General features: G+C 58.2%; 27 protein-coding genes. 4 read left to right on the top strand and 23 right to left on the bottom strand.

All coding sequences use genetic code 11. The features are described from left to right. The first annotated feature begins 42 nt into the window (after nt 1–42). Complete coding sequence (locus PDMSB3_RS36125) at nt 43–1,257, top strand: DUF1173 domain-containing protein (RefSeq protein WP_165189864.1); 1,215 nt, start codon at nt 43–45, stop codon at nt 1,255–1,257. Nucleotides 1,258–1,335: 78 nt separating this feature from the next. Continuing rightward, entirely contained in the window at nt 1,336–1,866 is a 531-nt protein-coding gene (locus tag PDMSB3_RS38105) for a hypothetical protein (RefSeq protein WP_232064446.1), read from the top strand. A gap of 91 nt (nt 1,867–1,957) precedes the next feature. Here PDMSB3_RS38105 and PDMSB3_RS36115 read toward each other — a convergent pair whose 3' ends face one another. The 13 genes from PDMSB3_RS36115 to parS form a co-directional block, all read right to left on the bottom strand. Continuing rightward, a complete protein-coding gene (locus PDMSB3_RS36115; RefSeq protein ID WP_165189862.1) occupies nt 1,958–3,193 on the bottom strand; it encodes an SGNH/GDSL hydrolase family protein in 1,236 nt (411 codons plus the stop codon). Between the two features lie 462 nt (nt 3,194–3,655). Then, complete coding sequence (locus PDMSB3_RS36110) at nt 3,656–4,885, bottom strand: Shedu immune nuclease family protein (RefSeq protein WP_165189860.1); 1,230 nt, start codon at nt 4,883–4,885, stop codon at nt 3,656–3,658. 238 nt (nt 4,886–5,123) lie between these two features. Further along, nucleotides 5,124–5,807: a DUF2971 domain-containing protein gene (locus tag PDMSB3_RS36105; protein WP_165189858.1), complete on the bottom strand. Its 684-nt coding sequence runs from the start codon at nt 5,805–5,807 to the stop codon at nt 5,124–5,126. Nucleotides 5,808–6,018: 211 nt separating this feature from the next. Beyond that, nucleotides 6,019–6,702, bottom strand: a complete 684-nt coding sequence (locus PDMSB3_RS36100; protein WP_165189856.1) for a hypothetical protein — start codon at nt 6,700–6,702, stop codon at nt 6,019–6,021. Between the two features lie 153 nt (nt 6,703–6,855). After that, a complete protein-coding gene (locus PDMSB3_RS36095) occupies nt 6,856–7,350 on the bottom strand; it encodes a hypothetical protein (RefSeq protein ID WP_165189854.1) in 495 nt (164 codons plus the stop codon). Nucleotides 7,351–7,425: 75 nt separating this feature from the next. Then, on the bottom strand, nt 7,426–7,896 hold the full coding sequence (locus tag PDMSB3_RS36090) for a hypothetical protein (protein ID WP_232064445.1): 471 nt from the start codon (nt 7,894–7,896) through the stop codon (nt 7,426–7,428). Nucleotides 7,897–7,898: 2 nt separating this feature from the next. Continuing rightward, entirely contained in the window at nt 7,899–8,993 is a 1,095-nt protein-coding gene (locus PDMSB3_RS36085) for a hypothetical protein (RefSeq protein WP_165189852.1), read from the bottom strand. A 16-nt stretch (nt 8,994–9,009) separates the two neighbouring features. Next, nucleotides 9,010–9,702, bottom strand: coding sequence for an SOS response-associated peptidase (locus tag PDMSB3_RS36080; protein ID WP_165189850.1), 693 nt, complete (start codon nt 9,700–9,702; stop codon nt 9,010–9,012). Nucleotides 9,703–9,729: 27 nt separating this feature from the next. Then, nucleotides 9,730–10,029, bottom strand: a complete 300-nt coding sequence (locus PDMSB3_RS36075; protein ID WP_165189848.1) for a hypothetical protein — start codon at nt 10,027–10,029, stop codon at nt 9,730–9,732. After that, nucleotides 10,016–10,702, bottom strand: a complete 687-nt coding sequence (locus PDMSB3_RS36070) for a hypothetical protein (protein ID WP_165189846.1) — start codon at nt 10,700–10,702, stop codon at nt 10,016–10,018. Before PDMSB3_RS36070 ends, PDMSB3_RS36075 begins: the two co-directional genes overlap by 14 nt. 114 nt (nt 10,703–10,816) lie before the next feature. Further along, entirely contained in the window at nt 10,817–11,167 is a 351-nt protein-coding gene (locus PDMSB3_RS36065; protein ID WP_165189844.1) for a hypothetical protein, read from the bottom strand. Between the two features lie 63 nt (nt 11,168–11,230). Then, nucleotides 11,231–11,701 carry an RES family NAD+ phosphorylase gene (locus PDMSB3_RS36060; protein WP_165189842.1) on the bottom strand — a complete coding sequence of 157 codons (471 nt, stop codon included), beginning with the start codon at nt 11,699–11,701 and terminating at the stop codon, nt 11,231–11,233. Continuing rightward, nucleotides 11,698–12,225: a type II RES/Xre toxin-antitoxin system antitoxin gene (gene parS, locus PDMSB3_RS36055; RefSeq protein WP_165189840.1), complete on the bottom strand. Its 528-nt coding sequence runs from the start codon at nt 12,223–12,225 to the stop codon at nt 11,698–11,700. The genes PDMSB3_RS36060 and parS overlap by 4 nt, the downstream gene beginning before the upstream one ends. Before the next feature lie 189 nt (nt 12,226–12,414). Between parS and PDMSB3_RS36050 the strand changes: the two genes are divergently transcribed. Both PDMSB3_RS36050 and PDMSB3_RS36045 read left to right on the top strand, forming a co-directional pair. Beyond that, nucleotides 12,415–13,281, top strand: a complete 867-nt coding sequence (locus tag PDMSB3_RS36050; protein WP_165189838.1) for a DUF5677 domain-containing protein — start codon at nt 12,415–12,417, stop codon at nt 13,279–13,281. A 117-nt stretch (nt 13,282–13,398) separates the two neighbouring features. Further along, a complete protein-coding gene (locus tag PDMSB3_RS36045) occupies nt 13,399–13,716 on the top strand; it encodes a hypothetical protein (protein WP_165189836.1) in 318 nt (105 codons plus the stop codon). 137 nt (nt 13,717–13,853) lie between these two features. Here PDMSB3_RS36045 and PDMSB3_RS36040 read toward each other — a convergent pair whose 3' ends face one another. The 10 genes from PDMSB3_RS36040 to PDMSB3_RS35995 form a co-directional block, all read right to left on the bottom strand. Then, entirely contained in the window at nt 13,854–14,414 is a 561-nt protein-coding gene (locus tag PDMSB3_RS36040; protein WP_165189834.1) for a hypothetical protein, read from the bottom strand. Nucleotides 14,415–14,904: 490 nt separating this feature from the next. Next, entirely contained in the window at nt 14,905–15,345 is a 441-nt protein-coding gene (locus PDMSB3_RS36035; protein ID WP_232064443.1) for a hypothetical protein, read from the bottom strand. A gap of 14 nt (nt 15,346–15,359) precedes the next feature. After that, nucleotides 15,360–16,184: a hypothetical protein gene (locus tag PDMSB3_RS36030; protein WP_165189832.1), complete on the bottom strand. Its 825-nt coding sequence runs from the start codon at nt 16,182–16,184 to the stop codon at nt 15,360–15,362. Between the two features lie 141 nt (nt 16,185–16,325). Then, the gene (locus PDMSB3_RS36025) at nt 16,326–16,529 is read right to left on the bottom strand and encodes a hypothetical protein (protein WP_165189830.1); all 204 of its coding nucleotides are present in this window, start codon (nt 16,527–16,529) and stop codon (nt 16,326–16,328) included. Between the two features lie 32 nt (nt 16,530–16,561). Continuing rightward, complete coding sequence (locus PDMSB3_RS36020) at nt 16,562–17,143, bottom strand: site-2 protease family protein (protein WP_165189828.1); 582 nt, start codon at nt 17,141–17,143, stop codon at nt 16,562–16,564. A gap of 22 nt (nt 17,144–17,165) precedes the next feature. Further along, nucleotides 17,166–17,501, bottom strand: coding sequence for a hypothetical protein (locus PDMSB3_RS36015; RefSeq protein WP_165189826.1), 336 nt, complete (start codon nt 17,499–17,501; stop codon nt 17,166–17,168). Continuing rightward, entirely contained in the window at nt 17,489–17,695 is a 207-nt protein-coding gene (locus PDMSB3_RS36010) for a hypothetical protein (RefSeq protein WP_165189824.1), read from the bottom strand. The genes PDMSB3_RS36015 and PDMSB3_RS36010 overlap by 13 nt, the downstream gene beginning before the upstream one ends. 282 nt (nt 17,696–17,977) lie before the next feature. After that, a complete protein-coding gene (locus tag PDMSB3_RS36005; protein ID WP_197740324.1) occupies nt 17,978–18,196 on the bottom strand; it encodes a hypothetical protein in 219 nt (72 codons plus the stop codon). Between the two features lie 254 nt (nt 18,197–18,450). Further along, the gene (locus tag PDMSB3_RS36000; protein WP_165189822.1) at nt 18,451–18,804 is read right to left on the bottom strand and encodes a hypothetical protein; all 354 of its coding nucleotides are present in this window, start codon (nt 18,802–18,804) and stop codon (nt 18,451–18,453) included. Nucleotides 18,805–18,937: 133 nt separating this feature from the next. Further along, nucleotides 18,938–20,020 carry a hypothetical protein gene (locus PDMSB3_RS35995; protein ID WP_165189820.1) on the bottom strand — a complete coding sequence of 361 codons (1,083 nt, stop codon included), beginning with the start codon at nt 20,018–20,020 and terminating at the stop codon, nt 18,938–18,940. Between the last annotated feature and the right edge of the window lie 67 nt (nt 20,021–20,087).

The raw sequence follows: 20,087 nt of genomic DNA, 5'->3' as shown, positions 1-20,087 counted from the left end.
ACGGAAGGCCGCGATAACACGTAACTCTACGGGGAGCTGCAGATGCACCAGTATTCGATCGACGGAAGGGTTTACAACGAGGATGACCCGGGCCTGCAGGCGGCGCTTGGGCGGGTCCACCATACAAAAATTCGGCCGCTCTGCCTGTGTGTTCGACCTGGAGCGCCTATGTACGTCTCCAAGGTATCCGGACATTTCCAGATCAAACGTATGCCGGAGTCCGGCGCAGACCACTCAGCAGACTGCGACTCGTACGAGCCGCCTGCGGAGCTAAGTGGTCTTGGCGAGGTGATGGGTCACGCGATCAAGGAAGACGTCGAGGAAGGCATGACGATGCTTAAACTCGACTTTGCGCTGAACAAGATTGCAGGCCGTGCGCCGCCGGCGCCGTCCGAGTCAGAGCAAGGAAGCATAAAGGCGGACAGCTCGAAGTTGACGATACGTTCGCTGCTGCACTTCCTGTGGGATGAATCCCACCTCACCCACTGGAACCCCGGCATGCAGGGAAAGCGGAGCTGGGCGACGGTGCACAAGTACCTGAGTCGCGCGGCACATGGGAAGATCACGAAGGGGCTGCATCTGCCCACTACCCTCTACGTTCCCGAACCCTTCTACGTCGACCGCAAGGACGAGATCACACAGCGGCGTAAGGCGTTCATTGCCGGGGCCGAAAAATCGGATCGTCCGGGGCAGAAACTGTTCATCGTTATTGGCGAAGTGAAGGAAGTCACCGCCGCACGCTACGGCCGCAAAATGATCCTGAAGCAGGTTCCGGATTTCTTCTTCATGATCAGCGAGGATCTGAACAAGAAGCTGAAGAAGGTATTCACAGACGAAGTCAGCCTGTGGAATGCTTTTCCTGAAATCCACCTGGTCACGATTGCGACTTTCAGCATTGACCCGGCCGGCGTCGCACAGATCGAGGAAATGGCGTTCATGGTCACGACCGAGCACTGGGTCCCGTTCACGAATGTCGACGAGAAGAATCTGATAGAGACGCTGATTGCTTCAGGCCGCCGCTTTGTAAAAGGCCAGCGCTACAACCTGCCTGCCTCGCGCCCTCTGGCGAGCGTCATCCTGAGCGATACGCAGCCGAAGCACACGGCCATGTACCTTGTGCCGTCCAACGCCTCGGAGGACTACATGGCAGCACTCAACGACCTGACAGAAAGCAGCCCGCTCAAGCACTTGCGGTGGATCTCTGGTGACGTGATGCCCGAAATTCCGCCAGCTGTAGTACCTTCGCGCGCAGCGTGACCCTGCAGAAGAGTGCTGTTTCGCATGCGAAATTGGCGCCTCTCCTGCATCTAGTTAGATCCGTCAGAACCTGTATCCGTGAATCTTCCCTCGACTGTCTTTCAGGTGCCAATCCGCGCGATTGGTGCCTACCTCGCGCCTCCAGCTCTCGGGGCGATCGTACTCTGGCGCATCGCCCGCGGTAACGCGATATTTGCCCTTCTGTCGCTCCCAGCAACCCTGACGCACGAGTTTTCGCATTTCGTATGCGGTCACCTCGTTGGAGCGCGACCGGTCAGCCTATCGGTGTGGCCGCGGCGTGCACCCGACGGGTCCTACATGTTTGGCGAGGTGGTGTTCGAGAACATACGGTGGTGGAACGCGGCCCCGGCTAGTCTCGCCCCTTTGCTGGGGTACGGTATCGCCGCTGGCACAGCACTGCTGCGGTTGCGCAACGGGTTTGCGTTCTCGCCATGGGATGTGGTCCTATGGGCGGGCCTCGCGCAGCTGCTGTTCGGGGCATGGCCGTCAACGGTGGACTGGCGTCTTTCGCTGAGATCGTGGCCTTTGTTTGGCGCGGCCGCTGTGGCGGTCTGGTTGCACTGGAGCGGCGCGCTCGCGGCCATTTGAGTCGCTGGTGGAATAGAAAAAGGGGCGCACTTTGGCGCCCCTTTTCGTTCGCGGCTATCTCAAGCAGCGTACCGCATTGCAGAGCCAGCTATTACTTGCCAAGGCCTGTTTTTGCGATCTGTTGCTGGACGTACTGCGCGAACAGCGCGTGCAGGTGCGTCGATGGGTGGACATTGTCGGCAAACATGTAGGTCTGGTCCGCGCCGGCCACCGTGTAGGTTTGGGGCGAGCAGAACAGCGACGAGGCCAACGACGCGCCATACTGCGCCGCGGTCAGGCCGTTGAGCACTTCCGGATGCTGCGTGCCGTAAGCGGTTGCGTTGGCGGCCATCGACTGGAGGTTACATGCCGTGCCCGTATTCGACACAGTGAAGCCGTTGGTCTGATAGTCCGTCGTAATCCCATCCTGCCAGCCGAAAGCATCGATCTGGATGACCTGGCTGCCTGACAGTCCGAGCGCCTGAAGCGATTGCGCAAGTGCTGCGTTGTACACGGTAGCCAGGCCTGTGAGCAGCTGCTGGGCCGCCGCACCGCTGGTGACGCCAAGCGGGGTCTGTCCGATATCCGGCACGTTCGAGACGACAACATGCGTTGCGCCGGAAGCGACGATCTGTTTGACAACACCAGCGAAGGTCTGTGCAACCGGGCCGAGCGAAGCTGTTGCCTCCTTCTGCAGCGCGACGGCCGGGTCCATCCCGCCCGCCACGTCGGCGGCGATCGCTGCCTGAATGCTCGGCTCCAGTTCGAAGATGTCGTTGGCGCCGCCGTTGATCAACACCAGCTGATTCGAGTTGAAGCTGCCATGAGCCGACAGGTAATTCTGGACCTGCTGTGTGACCGGTACGGTCGTAGCCTGTGCGTAGGCGGCGTTGGCGACGCCGGCAGGAGCATGGCCTTCGCCGTCCGGATCCTGGACACGGGAACCGCCTTGCGCGTAGCCGAATCCTGTCGACGGAGCAAGCGGTTGGCCAAAACCGCCGAGGTAAGCAGCGGTCAGCGAGCCGCCATAGTATTCCGCCACCTTTTGTGTCCAGACCTCGCCCGGATTCGTCGTGAAGCGGCCGCCGCCGAAGCTCGCAGTAATCACTGGTGCGTAGGTGCCGACGTCGGACAGACTGTCACCGAACGAAACGACTTGCAGGTTGATACCGCCCGGTGACGTCGCGGCGTTGTTTGAACCGGTGCTGCTGCTTCCCCCACCACCGCCACCGCCGCCACATGCAGCCAGCATCGCAAATGCAGCACTTGCTATCGCGAGTTGAGCAAAGCGGGTGAGTGGGCTGCGGTCCGAACCGGCTTTCGTATTGATTTGATTGGTCGACTTCATCGGGCTATGTCCTCGTTTTTATCTGGCGACGGTCACGCTGTCTAGTTCTATTGATTTGAATCTCTTCGCAGGAAGCCGGTCCCCACCAGGGGACGGTTCCTAACACCGACACATCGGAGAAGTGCTACTCGTTACTTATTCCCCGCTGCATCATGGTTCCCATTGTATCACAGTGAATCATCAACACATCAATATTGATGTTTTGAAAAAGTGAAGTTTAGGCTCCAATTCAAGCGTTCTGTAGGGTGACACAGAAAGTGAAAACTGTGCCACACAAGTGAAAAAGTGCCGGTGGAGATAGTGAAAAATCTAGCAGTGGTCGAAAGTCAGACGGGCGAAGTCGAGCCATTGCGGACATTTCCCGTTGCCGCATCTTGCCAATTGCTGCCTAGGGCCGATGCCTTCACACAGGCTGGGGTCGGGCGCTGCGAGAGGAAGGCGGTTCCGGTCAACCCAGATTCCTCAACCACCAAGGGCAACAATGGTGTTGTCGAGCCGTCGCAACAGGTCGTCGTATGTGATGATATCCAGCATGTTCGCGTACTTGCGCTTGATCACCTCGAAGTCCAACCGCTGACTGCCAGTCATTTCGGCACCGCCGATCTGATCGCGCCCAACGATGATGATCGCCTTAGGGTTGGAGATCCGGATATTCATGCCCGTTGGCAGCTCAGCGGCATACTTTTTGGTGAGTGTCTCTTCACCTTTGACACCCCATTTCGACAAGTGGAAGAGATACTTCTCGGCCTGCATGATGCTGCCGCTCAACTCGGAGGTCGGGATGCTATTGCCGCGGTAAGGGCTCTTGCGAAGGATCTTGTCATCGAAAGGTTTTTTGACCTCGATGACGTCGAGATTGCCGTTCGCATCAACCAAGCCGATGTCGATATGACGATCGGTCTTCTTGGTCGGGTCGCTGTAGTGGTCGTGGATAGTGATGTTCTCAAGCACCTTGATGTACTTCGGGAACAACAGGAGCAGGAAGGAAAGCATCAGCTGCTGCCACTCGCGCTCGGACAGATGCTGCTTGGTCGCCAACGCATCTTTGATCAGGTCTCGGATCAAGACGTATTTCTCGATTTCCAGTTTCCCCAGGACGCTCAAGTCGAGTTTCGTGGTACCGGTGAGCGCCGTCTTTTTTTTGTTGAGATACGTCTCAAAGCGACCCCGCGCATCCTTCATGCCGTCCAGGTACTCTGAAAGGATCGTGTGAACCCGGGCATTAGCATAGCAATCGAGTTCATAGGTGTTCGGGAATTTCTCGATCAACTCCTCAAATACGTCGCGAGGGATTGCTCCGGGACGGTCCCCTCCAATCACGATGGGATCGGAGTGTTCTAGCAGCGCTGAGAGCCGACCAAAAATTGAAACGTGGCGCTCGGCAGCAAAGGTCACTCGCTTGAGCGTCACATCTCGACTTATGAGCAAGTCGTTCTTGATACCGAGGACCCTTGCGGGAATCTTCACATAGCCATCTACGAATGTGCCGAATCGAAACCGACACACGTACTCATCGAAATCTTGCGTGGGAGTGGGAGGATTTAGCAAGTCCGCACGTTGAAACGAGAATACGCGGGATACTCGCGCCACATTGTTGTTCGTGAGTTCGTCCACGACCCACCGGTTAGTGCCACTCTGATCTCCTTCGTATTCGAGATCTACACCTGTAGCCGTGATTTGGAACTTAAGCATGTTTCCCCTCGGTGCGAGAATTCGACGTTTCTACTTGCGTCTATTGAGCGATATTCGTGGACACTTGCTCGCCGCTTGTTCTGACGAGCATCAAAGGCGCGTCGGTGAGAATCCGATGGGGGCTTTTCACTTACTGCGGCAGAACGTGACGATTATTTCACTTTTCTTGGCACATGCTGTCCGGATACGTGCCACAGCGACGGATGCAAAAGCGAAACGCAACTGGCCTGCTCTGCATTTAGTCCCGTCCACGAACGATCGGGGCTACGAACATAGATGGCTCTTGTTGCTGGCGAACTATCCTGAAGCTGTTGAAAGCGGGTCTGGCTTTAAAAACTTCAACGCGCGCCTTTGATGGCGTAACCGTCTCCGCAATGCTACGCACGTCCGCATCGCACCTAGCACCGAGTATCACTTCGCGTAGAGTGATGTGAGGCTGAAAATTCAGATAGTATTTCCCATCTTGGGCTTCGCGCTGATCGAGTTGGGCGAACATCCGCAATTCGCGTTCATACTCCCAGTCTTTAAACTTCGTGGTCAAAATGGCGCGCATTTGCTGTTCAACAAGGTGTTCACCGCGACCGATATGCTCGAGCAAGCCACTTAGTCGCTCGGCTCGATAGCTAACCTGAGATGCCTCGGCATCGACCACATCAAATCCGAGACACACTCCCCGATGCTTATCACCATAGTGCGCCCACATTACAGGGCTCTCCCAGGACCGACTGGCACATAGCATTCCAATTGTTTTAGTCCAGTGCCTGTGAAGCATTTGATATGCGCGGCGCGCCTTGGGCTCGCCAACCGCAGCACCGAGTAGTTCGAATGGGTCATTCAGTTCTTCGATGGTCGAAAGCTTGAAACGCTGCTCACGCAGAATTTTTTCTGCCCAATTCCGTCCAGTCAGATAGTAGAGGCGCATATCAGCGTGCCTTTCGCGTTTCGCGTAGAAATAGGCGGCATTGTCCCCCGCCTATCGCGAACTGGCAAACCATTCGGAGATTCTCAAATCGGGCGCCTAGCTCTAAAAGAGGAGCAGTGACGCGTGGCTACTAGGGAAACGTGAGCCGCTGCAGTAAGTGGGTGACAGGCGGCGCCGCAGAACAGAACAGCGGCCACCGCTGCGCGATGCGTCACTTCGGCTGGACGCGGATCTCGCTCGCAGGCACTGTGAAGACAGGACGGTCTGCAGGTGTGGTGGTCGCGGGCTTTGTGTCTTCAACGGAGCGACGCAGGGCTCTACCGTCAGCTTCCCCACTCGTATATGACGGCCATGGTGCGAACGGGCGCTGGTAATTTTGACCAAGTTCGATCGAGGTTGGACAGCGATACACGGCTTTGTCGCCTTCGAGACGAACGAGCACCGCAGTGCGGCATTGCACGCTCGATCCGAAGTAGCCAGGATCTGCAGTACCTGAATGTGCGGCGTCCCGGAAAAACAGCCAGTGATCGGCAGCAACTCCGCAGAGGTAGAGCCCGGCTAGGACTGCCCATATCGCCATGCCGAACCGCACGCCAGCGCCCTTGTGCGTTGCTGGATCTCGCGCGAGAACAATGAGCCGGCCGCCGAAAAGCGCAACGGTCAAAAGACCGAACGCGAAGAACGCGAGAACGCAGTAGTTCGTGGCATCGCCGGCAATGCCCTTTCGCGGATCGGGGATCAGTTCGAACCCCAGCAACACACCTAAAGCGCCGACCAGGCAGACTAGAAAATGCGCCTGAGCGATGAGCGCGGCCCGTCCTTTTGCGACGAGGCCGCGTACCGCCAGTATCAGGTTGGCGTAGGCGGCAAACAGGAAAACGGGGAGAAATACCATGAGGTCTCTGCTTTGTTTGACGGGCCTGTAAAGTAACTCGACTTTCGTCGGCCGACGCGCGGGTATCACGTGAGGCGTTGGGCGAACCGTAGCCACGGGTCCGCCCTTGCACGAGGAACGGTTCGGACCGTTCCCCGTGCTGTGCCGCCCCAATCAGCTAGGCTTGTACTGCATACGCTGCAGCAGGTCGTCTTCATCCGCCGCCGTTGCCAGCTGCGCGTAGTCCGTCCCGAGAATTGCCTGTTCCGCCTCTGCTACAGCGAGGTGGTTGGTTGCTACGACGGGCGTCAGGCTGTAGGTCAGCTTGCCGGGTGCAAGGTTCAATGCAAGCAGAGCACCGAGAAGCCCTTTCAACTCGCTGGCTCGAGCTGAACGTTGTGCAGAAATCTCGGACGAGTCAATAACGACGGTCACGTTTTCGCCCGGAACGTACGGCAGCGCGAGGACGGCGACCGCCTGAAGAATAGGGCTGTTTTGCAGCAGGTTATTATCGGCACCCTTTAGTTCCACTTCGTACCGGTACGCCTGGGTCACAGCGAGGCGCAGCTCCTTCAGATGAGGGCTCTTTGCGTAGGCCAGGATGGCGGCTACGGTATCGTTGGTAGAGGTGGTAACGGCTCGGAAGCGAATCTTTGTCTGTTCAGTCATTGTTTTTTGCGTGTGGTGTTGGCCGGCAACCGGCCGGTCGGCGGGGCGCGTCGCGCGCCATGGTCTTATCTATAGCTACCGGGTTTTCAGTTGCGCGCGTACAGCGTCGACGTGCTCTCGCGGAACCGAGAAGGGGGCGTACTCGAGCTGCAGGAGCTTCATCATCGCGACGATCCGATGGCGGCCGTCCGTCAGGCTTGCTGCCCCTGTTTCGAGTCCCATATAGGGCGTATAGCACCATCCGTTGCTCAGGTCGCGCTTCACCTTGCTCCAGCGGGCCGGATTCAGATGCAAACGGTCTTCTGGTGGCATCGTGTCCAGAGCGCTTTGAAGCTCAATGGTGACGCTCTCGAAGCCAGTGCAATTAGGCGGGACGCGGAACTGCAGCTCGCGAGTCGGGTAGTCATGCTTGAGACACGGGGGCAAGTCTTCGAGCGTTGGAAACCTGTACCACTCATCGCCGAACTCTTCTCCGCCCAAGGCGAATTTCATGTAGAAGTACATCGACACGCCTGCAGGGACAGGCGGCAGCGTTTTGGTAGTCATTCTCAGAATCCGTATGGCTGGTCCTGCCAGCGTTTCAATACCCGGTAATCGTGTTCGGGGAGGACGATAAGGCCGTTCTCTGCAGCGGCAAGAATCCGCTCAATTGAACCCGACTTCACCAGGTCGCCGTGAAGCCCGTAGAAGTACCAGCTGAACGGCACGCCGATTCGCTCGTCGAACTTGTTCAGTCGGCCAAACAGCGCGTAGTCGTCCATGTTGCGGGTCTTTTCGACGGCCGCCACCTTGCGGTTGTGTCCCCACTGCGGAATGAAGTAGAGGTGACGCGGCTGGGTCTGGTCTGACTGATGCCCCTCCGAATCCTGCGGCTCGAACACCCAGCGCCGGCAGATTCGTTCGCCACTTGCACCCGCGCTCGACTCACACCAGTCGTCAAAAAACCGCCGGGATTTGTGGGGGTATTTGTCGAATGCCGGGTACATCTCGCCGTACGATTCGGAGCCGGACTCACCTGTCTGCAGGTCCGTGAATTTGAAGCGACGTGCGGCAGCGACGCGCCGTTCCTCGGCGGTACAGGCGTCGGCTAAACGAAGAAAACTCGGCATGTCGATCGCGTCGTAGAGCCTGTACCGGGCGCTGCCCAGCGGGCGCGGATCGATCGGCTCGCCTAGATAATTGTGATAGACGAGAAGATCGTTCGGGCGCTCCGGCTGCCTCCAGGCGGCACTCGTGAAGAGGTTTCGGCTGATAGCCTCGGTTTCAGTGAAGATGCGAAACTGGGTGAAATTGTCCTGTGCACCGCCGCGGTCATGGACGAAGAAATGCAGTACCGGCTGGATCTCGGAAAGCAGGTAGCCCTCGTCTTTGTAGTGCTCCCACACGGCGGCGACGTCGCCGTTGCGTGCGTCAATCTCGGATCGGATCCAGTCGCGATAGTTGTCCGCGACCAACGCTCCCGCCGCGTCGAATACTCGCGCGGGGTGTGCCCCGTAGCTGTCGCGTGATGTTACGTACGCCGGGGAGCGAAATTCGGTGCGCGTCGCGAGCGCGGCAAGCAGCGCAGCGTGTCGCAGCTCCACCGGCGCTGACGCGACAACAGTTTCGAGGATGTCCGTCTGGACACAGTATTCGTGCTTCATGCGTTTTTGTTCCGATTCACCGATCGCCGATCGGCTCGTTGAATGTCGGACTGTCGGTGCCAGTTCGGTTCACTTCCGGCGTGACCTTGTGCCAATGAAAATCGTCCGAGGACTTGCCCGCAGTGTTGGCGAGGTGCACGGCTTCCTCGAACGTCGTGCCAGGATCCAGCCATATTCTGGCTTCTTCAAGCGTTAGCACAAGCGGCCGTCGGTCATGCACGTCGAGCATGCCGCTGTCGGCCGCCGCGGTCACGATCACAAAGCCGAACACGACGCCCGGCGTCTCGGAGGGAGCTGCGTCGGCCCGCACGCTGCTCAGCCCCGCAAAATAGACGGGAGGTCCGGCATTTGACGATATGAAAAAGGGCTGTTTCTTGCCTTTCGGTCCCACCCACTCGTACCAGCCGTCGGCCGGAACCAGCACGCGCCCCGAAGTGAACATCCATTTCCACGTGCTCGACGCGGCCTTGTCGAGCCGAGCGTTGATCATCATCTGACTCTTTCTGGCTACTGCCCACGCCGGTCTGAATCCCCACGTTTCGAGGCGCGGCCCGGCGGGGCCGATGATGGGCTGCTTGGTGCCTGGCGAGATGTTCCAGCTCGGTCGGAAGATGTCCGCATGTCCGGCAAGCCGACTATCGCCGGCATCAGTCATCAGCGGCTCGATGTAAAACAGATCCTTCTGGCCGCGCGAATAACGTCCACACATGAAAAACCTCCAGCAACGGCAGGTTGGCTAGAAAAGCGACTGTTGCTCGGGCGTACGGACATCCAGTCGTTGCTCCGGGGCCGCTTCGCTCATACGTACCATCAACGGCACGCCCATACGATCGATCGTCAGGCTGAATCCATAGACGCCGGGACCGAGGTGTGTCAGCCGTTTCCAGGTTGGCATGAAGCCACGCTCGCGTGCTATCCGGGTCAGCGTAGTCCGGTCCATGCCCTTGATGCAATCCTTGATGAATTGCGCGCCGGTCGCCGGCATCAGATCGGCCGGGAACGTTTCCGGCAAACCGAACGATTCAAGACCCTCCATGCCCAGCCTCCACCTGATTGGTCAGAGATACGGTCACACGGTTGTTGCTGCGGCGAAGGATTTCATCTTCGTGGAGCAGGCTGGTAGCGGCGGCCATCGCAGCCTCATCGACGTCGCCAGCAAAAGTGATTGCCACGCCAAACTTTCTTCCCCGCATCCGATAGAAGCGCAGTACCGAGCACTCGTCGGGGCTTAGCGTCGCGAAGATCCGTCCATCAAGCGCCCGGACGGAATCAATGTCCGGCACTTTGTCTCCCACGCGGCCGTACACCGGCACCTCGACGACGGGCCCGATGACGTTGGCCAGTGCACGGCACAGCGCCGCGCGCATGTCCTCGCCCTCGGCACGTGTGGTCGCCGCCCCTTTAGCGTTCAAACGGCGGAGCAACCCCGCTGAAAGCTCGGAGTCTGCCCGGGGGTTCCAGGGTCCGAGCGGTCGCTCGATCTCGCTGCTGGTCTCGGTCTCGGGCTCGTTGGCCTGGACCAGTACATACGCTGGATACAGGTCTGCATACAGCTGGATGACGACCAGGCTGAAGTCGCCGGTCCAGCAGGCCAGCGTCAGATCAAGCAGCGGTCCGGCCAGCATGGTTGTCTTCACCGGTATCCAGTCTTCGACGATGTTGCCCATTTCAAGCAGATGAACGGGATGTCGTGCAACTACGTTGGTCATTCGGGCTCCGCTTAGAGGAAATCGGGTTGGGAAGGATGAAAATACGCAACTAACCGTCAGCGGTCTCGCCCACCCTACGTGACGCGCTCTCGCCAACGGACACGTTGCAAGCATTCAGGCCTCGACCCGGCCGAGGCGAATCAGCCGCGAATCGATCGCGCCCTTCGTGCGCTCGTGTTTTGCAGCAAGTTCTTTCGGCGAGGCACCCGCATCGAACGCCTCCAACAATCTCTGATCCTCCTCCTCCAGCCATGGGCGCCCGGCGTTCTGCGGCCGTTCACGAACAGGTCGCTCGGCCGGTGCCGGCTCACCGCCGAGCTTGTCGAGTTCCTGAACAGCAAAAAACAGGGCCCGGATCACTTTCGGGTTATTGAACGGGCTCTGTTCGGCGAGGATTTCACCCGTCTCGGGGTCGATGCCGCGCGCCAGTTGCTCAAGGGTCGTTTTCGCTTCAACGGGATTCATACCACCACTCCGCCTGTCATGGTCCTGTCTTGCGGCGGCCGCACAAGCACGGTCGCCACTGGTTTATTTGAAGAGCCGCCGGTCCAGCTCGAAGCGCTGCTTGTGCAGCACGACGACGTGCTTCATGCCGGGATGCGCTGGATTCAGGATCAGGTTGTCGTCACTTGGGCATACAACAGATGGAACCCGCATTGCAAGCCGTTTGCCGGCTTCGAGCCACTGCCTCGCCAGATCCACGGTCGACGCCGGGTCGTGATCAAGTACGTTCCAGTCGTCGGGAAGATCCGGCACGAAAGCATTCGATACAGCCCTGTCCGGAACTTCCAGTGTGACCAGATAAAAGTTGGCCACCGGTAGCAGGCCCGACGCATGAACACGTGCCTCAAGGACGGCTGTCGAGGCGTGGCAGCACGTATAAAGCACGGGCACCCCCCGCGGATTCCAGCGCCCACCCGCTAATGCAGCACCGTTACCGCTCAGATCATCGGCCCGGTATTTGCCGGGCTTCTCTTTGGCAAGACGAAACACCTTCATACGGTCACGCCGTATTCGAGACGCACAAGAAGGTCACGCACACGGTCAAACCCCGTCTGTGTATCCAGCGTGTCCAATGGACGTTCACCACCCAGTTCGACGTTCTGGCGCAGCAGCCATTCAGCCGCCAGCCTGCCGTCTTCAAGTACGTCTTTCGCCTGGGCGTAAATCAGAATCGTACGAGCGGCGCGGTCCGACTCGCTCGCGCTGAGCCGCTCCCCCTGCGAAATCTTGCGGTTGATAGTGCTGCTGGGAAGGCGCAGACTGGCGAGCAAGGTTTGCACAGGGATATCCAGCAACTCGGTGGCAATCCGGCTGACGATCACAGCCTCCATGCCGTCCCGAATCAGGCGTGACTGTTCGCTCGGGGCGAGACCGAGAAAGAACGTCAAATCGTCTTCCTGAGCGCCGAGCCCGTTGGTCCCGATGTGTGCGAGCCTGGCGGCCGCTGCAGACTTTGCCGCCGAAGCGCCGGGCTTTTGCCGCCGCGAATGCGGCCGTCCTGCCACTGCTTCTGCTGTCATGATTTTCTCCCAAATGAGCAACGATTAATGCCCAACTGGGATACAGTTTAGGCTATTACCAAACGGGACACAAGGTATTCCCATTTGGTTTTTTTGGTGCGCGTAAGATCCCTTAGCCCACTGGTAGACGAGAATACTCCGTCCGACTTGGACACGATGGCCTACGGTTGGCGGAAGAAGGAGAGGACCATGACTCTGAGCCGTGACGGCTTCCTATCCACGCACATTAACGCCCTCGCGGATGAGGCGTTGCGGGACTACTGCCCCGGCCATGCGGCGCTCGTAGAGCAGATCAACCGCTTCGCCATCGCCCTGCTGATCGTGCCGCGCGACATCCAACAGCGTGACGCCGACCTGTTCGCCGTCACCCTTTTGGGGAGAGCCGTTCAGGACTTCGAGGGCGCTGTGCTCCTGGGCGCTAGAGGACTGCGCGCGCAGTCGCGCGCCATGGTGCGATCGACCTTCGAAACTGCGCTGTACTGCGTGGCCGCCTCGCGCGACATGGTGCTGTCGCAGGGCGCCAAAATCAAGCCCAAGAAGGGCGAATCGCCTACGACGCGATTCGTCGACGCGTTCGATGGCGGGCACCAGCGATTCCGCGGACAGGTCGCTGCCGAGTTGCGGGACATGCCAGAGGTGCCAGCCGAAACGGAAGCGGCGCTCGACGCGTTGCTCGACGAGATCGGCACGCCAGGGAAGCACCAGGACATTGACCTTCACGGCTTGGCAGAAGACCTAGGCCTGTCCAACCTTTATACAGTCGTCTACCGATCTCTCTCTCAGGACGCCCATCCGTCCGCCACCTCTCTTCAGCACCACGTTGAGGTGAGCGCCAAAGGGAAGATAACCGGTCTGCACATCGGTCCAGACTACTTGCAGTACGCCGATACCTTGGCTCTCGCGGCCTGCTCCTTGTTGGTCGCGTTAGACGGGTTTGTGGGCCGCTTCGGCACACCGGAAGAGCAGGAGGCCCTGCCGGCGCTTGTGAAGGCCTATCGAAAACTCCACGAGCCCCTTGGCGTCCAACCTGACAGTCCAATCGCAACCGCCGTGTAGGTCGGATTTCGAGCACCGCATCAATGCCGTGACGACCGTGGGGCTGAACCTGAACACCCTACTCACCACGTCTGCAGTACATGCTCGTCCGACCTCCATTTCCTCCGGGAGATCACCATGACAGAACTGACGATCGAAAGGTTTGAGTCACAGTTGGCGATGCTGCTTCGCGACTTACCCCGCGGCATGGTGGCCGAATTGACTGACTTCGCAGTCGCCTACTGGAACGGCTGGGAAGTCGTGTATGCGTTCCTGCGTGACGACAACGATGGAAGGATCGAGGAAGAGTTCGATCTCACTGCCTATGTATGGGAGGAGTGGCGACCTGAGCTGACGCGCTGGCTCGCTGCGCCCAGGTTCATCCCACACACCGAGGTGCTTGACTGGACGAACAGACCTTCCGCCGGCGGCGCCCGCGCGAGGGTTGGCTCCTGAACTGGAGCCGGCGCACGATAGCGCAGATGTTCGCAGACGGGACGCCTATCAATCTACAGTCGGTAAGACGGATTCAAAGCAGTGGTGTGCCTCGGAATCGTCTCCGATTTGTCAACTGCTATTGCCGGCTCTGCCGTTCAGAACTGCGGCTGTGCCAAGTGGCAAGTGGCGACGTAGTGCGTGGATAGCAGGTATGGAGTAAGGACAAGCGCGTTCGCTTTCTCCGGGTCGTAGTCAGATCGTTCCAACGGTGCCACGTACATCTCATCTAAGCTCAGGTTCACACGATCAACAGTCACGGTGTCGAGTTGAACCCAACTTTCTTTGTGCCTTGCCTGAAAGGCCGTATCGGAAGCAGCGGTGGAGACTTTCAGCCATTCTGCAATGTAGCCTGCCGTGTCAATTGAGCAATCCGTCGAGTAGACGTAATTCGTGGTCGTGACGCTGCACAGCTTGTACCGTTGATCTGCGACCTTGCCTTCACCGCTCTTGACCAGCACATTGCCTTGGAAGGTGTACGTCCCGCCCACGATGCGACTTGGGTCAGGCTGAGGTATTCCTGCGTCTTTCGGGGCGTTGATTCCCTTCCACTCGTCCGAGCCGCTGCATTGGAGAATGCGTTGCGGAAGAGTTTGCGCCCCGGCTTGGAAGCAGATGAGCAGCAGCGTGACGGACGCACTTATTGCACGTTTCTTCATGTCGTTTCCCCCGGTAGCGCCGGATGCGCCGGCTTTTCACTTGCATTAAACGTGTGGCCGCCATGACGTAAGGACAAACACGCCGTTGCTTGTTGCCAGTGTCAGGTCGTATCTTGCCACCAGGTCAGTATTCGGGGCATGCACATCCGCCACGGTTCGACAGGAAAACCCGCCCGTTGCCACGCGCTGAACGGCGTCCTGCGTCAACGCGACGGAAACACGTGTCCCCGGCAGACTTCCCACCATTCGCGTTACCGTATCTCGGGAGACAGTTAGGCAGTTGTCGTTGGCTGCCGCTAACTCTTGCTGGTCTTGGCTGACCGACGGCGACTTCTTGCCCAGGTGGCAGACCCCTAAGAACAGTGCAAGCGCAACAAGCCAAGCGCCCCTATACAGCGTGCGGTTGCGTGTTGTTCGTGTTTGCTGCTCTTGCATTTACCTTTCCTGTGTCTAAGGGAGAGTACCGGCTCGGATCCTGCAGACTTTTGTTTTACGTTGTGATCTTCCGCAGTAGGGAGGAAAGCCAAAAAGAAGCCATTACCAAGATAAAAAAGACCAGGCCGAGCGGGGGCGAATGGTGCGCAGCCAGCATCGCGATAGCCGCCGCCAGCAACAGAAGCGCGAAATAGCTAACGTATGCGATCAACGAAAGCGCTCGATCTGCTTTCCGTGAAGGGTGTTTGCGCAGGGCAACGATATCTTCCTTCGCGATATAAATGCTCAAAAACAGGGGTATCGCAACGCATGCGAACCAAAGCGCGAAGGGCAACGGCCGATCAAACGGGGTTGAAATGCCCATCAGCGCCAATATGATCAAGACACAGAATCCGGCCGAGCTGAGCGCATGTTTGTCGATCAATAGCTCAATAGCGCTTATCTGAGTTTCAGGAAGGGAGCTGTGCACCGTATCGCAATCAGTTTGTGTGTCCATGCTTTGAATTTGAATCAGGCGGCGATTTGCATCCGATGGCCCATTGCAATAGCAGCATCGAAAAATGCGCTCATCGCATCGCAGTCGGGATGATCATCGTCGTCGTCCGGAGACTCACAACCATGTGGGACAGGCCCAATCTCTTCGCCTTTCTTGACCGCATTGAGTAGCCATTGGAAATGGCCTTCCGCCGCAAGGAATGCGCAGTTATCGATGCCGTATGCATTGGTTAGCGACCAGCCGCCATGCTCGGGCTCATGCCACAGGGTATAACCCTCAAAATCAAATGACCTGCCCTCTCCGTTCGCCGCTGCCTCGACCTGTCTCTTCAACTCGACAGCGGAAGGAAGCGACGCCTGCCACTCGGCACGGCGAGCCGCTGCCTGTTCCCGCTCTTTCCTTGCGCGTTGCCACGTGGCCGCAGCTTCGATCACCCTGTCGACTTCAGGAATATCAGAAAAAAACGGTAGGTTCAAGCCAGGATTGTCGGCTGCAATTGAAAAGATCGCCTGTACCGCGTCATGTATTTCCCCGTCGTCCCGCTCCTGAATCGCTTTGTCCACAACAGTCCGTGCAGAGAGACACTCATAGAGAAGCTTCATGTTCGAGCCGGAAATTAGTGCGTTTTCGGCCTCAGCAAAACCCTCTGCATACACATGCGAAAGCACCACGAATCGGGCGATATGTCCGGATGCCTCACCAAGAGCGGTCCCTGAAAGTGCCGCCTCACGCCCAGCCTGTCTCGCATGTGCGCGAGCCGCGGCCGCATCGTTTCCGCTGGAGTCAAGACCTAAGCGTTCCCGTGTGTGCAGGTAGTCGGCATTCAAAGCGTGATTCAAATCTCTTCCCCGGTTTCCAATGTGTGCGCGAGCTGCCTAGCGGATAGTAGCCGGCCGTTCGAAAATAATGCTGACGAGGCTGACCCAGCTACCAAGGCTAGTCCCGACTTCCAGTGCCCAAAGGTTTTGGATGTGAGTCAGCTACCGCCAAACAGCGATGCTGCGATTTACCGGTAAAAACTCGCTTACACCCAAAGCCGTGTCGAGCTTCACAAAAACCCCTGATACCTTGACTTCTACCACTTCGATCAGTCGATCTCGGTCACTGGTATTTTGCAATGCAGTGAGGCGAATCGCATCGCCAATCCTGACCTCGTTCGCTGCGATTTTTAGTTGCTCAATCATCACTATTTTCCTATGCGTGGCGTCAGTTGTTCTCACGACCGTTGCGAGTATCTGAGCAACCCGCGAATCGCCTCGCCGTCTGACCAAAGCCCCTTGGGTGCCTTGCCGAAGAGGTCGATCAAGCAAAAGACACCAAACGAAAGCACCGTCTCGATACGTAGCCATTGGTATTCAGCGGGGATCATCAACCCTGCCAAAATTGCCACGAGCAGCGCGGCGCCAACCCCTGCGGCGTACATCGAAATCCTGCGGCCACGTTCAAGCGGATGGACCCGGAAATCAACTCGGCCGCCGAACGGGAAAAAGCTGAACCACACGGAGATCCCCCATGCGCGACCGACTCGAAATAAGCGAAGTGAACCAATCCTGATTCGCCGAGGTGGTACGCCATACCACCATCCGCTGATTGCGTGCCCAAGCTCGTGGACGATGCTATACGGCACGCCGAGCAATACGAAAATCAGGAGGAAACGAAAAATGTGCCTGATTGCTTCGTCGATTCCGTCACCGCGGAAAAAATAGAGCGCAAACAAGCAGATACTCAAAACTATAAGAATCCCGGGCAAGACGGCTGTCACCAGCCAAGCCCGGATCGCAGCTGCACGGTTCGTCATTATTTTCCGATGGTCAGCCAACTCACTTCGCCGATGGCAAATCGCCACAACGCAGCCAGCTCAATTCGTCTTCTACCCACGACCGTCGATCATGTGCCGTGTAGCCGAAGTTGCGCCGACTAAACCACACCCACCACGCAACAAGGCGAGATTCAGTTTCGCGGACTGCTTGGCCCTGCGCATCGCGCACAACGTACCGAGGCTTTGAAGTGGTCATAGATTCTTCCGTTCTTACGAGCATGCTGTATTCAATGCCGTAGGAGGCCCTGACAAAGATCTGCAATCCCGGCAGCGAACCCAGCCCATGCTTTCCTTGTTGCAGCCCGAATCGCTTTTCCGATTCCGTTACTGCTTCCATGGGAGCAGCCGGCCGCCCATGACAAAATGAAGGGTGACGGCGATCAACGCGAGCACACCACCGACAAATGCCTGCTTGTCCAGAGGGATGCCAGCCCGCTCGATAAAAGTAAAATGGACGCTCAGTCCAGAAGCGACGAGAACGCCACCTATGAGCGCAAACGCCGCAACGACTATTTCAATCTTTTTGTCCATCCCGTTTTCCTGTGTCTAGGGCAGCGCAATAACGCATTCCAATTTCGTCCAGCGGTCGATGCTCACTTCTCCGTGCGTGTCTGCGATCCATGCCCCATCTGGATACGAACACAGGCATAGCGAATTGTCGGCCGACAGTATCTTGTCCGCCTCCGGGGACCAGTCCTGTCCGTTCGCAAGCATGATTTTCGCCAGTTCAACAATTTGAGGGGTGATCCGCATAGACGTGTTCTTTCCCGATCGCTCAGTACAGTTTTAGTATGGTACGCGCTGCGTACCATGTCAAAGTTTCTTTCGCTTTTTCGTTGGTACATTAAGAAGCCGAACGACAGCCGCTCGCGCCAAGTCAGGAAGCGGCCGAAAGTCTTTTGACGTGGCAGGCATTCGGTACGTTTTGAGCGCGCGCGGATTGATGCCGGATGCCGTCGCGAGTTCATCCCACGTCATCCCGAGTTGATCCTTTGCCGCCTTCAAGAAATCCTGCTGATTGGAAATCAACATTGCCTTTGGGTGTGATACGCGGTGCGTACCATGATAACGCACACGACCACCACCGATATAACGGCATTCCCCGTTTAACCTTGAGCGGCCCACTCAGACGCGAACAACGCAGGCTGAGCGTGCAAAAAAAAACCGACCGGGTTAGGGTCGGCTAAAAGTTCTGCCAATTCCGAGGGCCGTAGCAGAACCTGAGAGAGGCGGAATTATGCCAGCAGTCTGCCCTGCACACATGCGAAATAGCGAAACGATCCAGCTCAGGGCATCTTATAGCCGCCGCGATCACATGCTTCGATCAGCGCGTTATGGACTGCGAGTGGCATTGACGCACGCAATTCCGGTTTCAACGTTGGGAGGCCCTTATCGATGACGTCCGTAGCTTGGGCAAGCGTGACTCGGTTAAGACAGGCCGCGAACACTGGTTGCGTTTGCTGGAAGAGCACGCGATCTGCGTCCAGTACACCAGCGACATAGATCTGTCGCTCTGCGGGCGGCATCGACTGGTACTGATCCGGCGAGACGGTTTGTGGTATGCCGGCCGGAGTCTGCGCGATCGCAGTCGACGCCATCACGATAGCTGTAAGCGCAAACAGAGTTCTGTTTATTTGCATCCCTTTTCCTCGATTCGATTTGTCGGAATTCGATTAGGCCTGCGAAAACCGTGCGCAATGCTGCGCAGGTGTGCAACCTCGCTTTAACGGCAACTAATCCAGTTTTCTTGAACTTCGGACGTGGCCTCAGGGATCATGCCGCGTGCGGTTGCTCCAGCGTTGCTTCGGCCAACTGTCGACGCAGCGTCATGGCCTTCGCCTGCGAGCAGCGAAAAAACTTCCGAATCTCGGCGACTGTGCCGCGGGAGCGACCTGCTGCCACTTCCGCTGCGAGGCGCGCAAGGTCCGCGCTTACAGTCTTGGGCACGAGCATCGTTACCTTCTGGTCACGCGGCAGCGCTGGCAGGGGATCGCCGTTACCGGTCGCGACGGTCGCATGACTGGTAGTAACGCCGGTGTGACCCGGCAGACCCGCGTCAGCCGAGACGATCCGCTGTGCACGACTCTCGCCAACTTGAGAGTTACCCGGCGCTACTGCTGCGTTACTTTTCACCAGTACCCGCCGATCGCCGTCCCGATTTTCCTGAAGCGCGAGTAGCCAGCCGAGGCATGCGACAAACTCCAGCATGGCTCCGAATGCAAAACCAACGGCGAGGTCCACGTTACCCGTCGACGTGCCGAGCAGCTGGGCAACGCGAACGGTAACCGGGTCGCGCATCGCTTCAGCGCGCAACATGTCCTGACGATCCCGTGCCGCGGCCAGCCGGTCGGCCGATTGCTCGCGGCGCCGCGATTCATCGAACGCGACGTTTAGTGCTTCCAGACGCGTCGACAGCGTGTTCCGCCGCAACAGCAACGCAGTGCAGCGTCCTGTGCATTTCTGCATCTTTGCGGTGGCCAGATCAACAGTGATCTGCGCACGTTCAGCGGCGATCGAGGTGAGGTCGCGCCCGGAATCCGTGATAGCCATGACGGGCGACATCGGTGTGTCGACTACTGCGGCCCTGATCTCACCAGCGTGCTGTTGCGCCGAAATGAAGAAAGTCGCATGCCCGTAGCCGGTCGCGAGCATCGCACCCAGCCACAGTACAAGCACAGGGATGCGCTGCGCGACCGGAGCGGATCTGGCCAGCGCGGGCAGCAGATGCGCGCTTAGCAGCAGGACCATTCCGATTCCTACCCAAACCAGCCGCTCAGCGAGCTGTCCGCCGCGCTCCCAGGCAGCGATAACCGAGATGCAGGCGGAGGTGCCGGTCGCAGTCATGGCCAGTGCCATCGCGTACCACCGCAACGAAGGATTCTTGCGCTGCGGGGTCGGCGGCCCATTGGGCGCATCGGCGTGA

This window comes from Paraburkholderia dioscoreae (assembly GCF_902459535.1).
GTDB classification, from domain to species: Bacteria; Pseudomonadota; Gammaproteobacteria; order Burkholderiales; family Burkholderiaceae; genus Paraburkholderia; species Paraburkholderia dioscoreae.
This window is presented reverse-complemented; position numbering and strand designations above follow the sequence as displayed.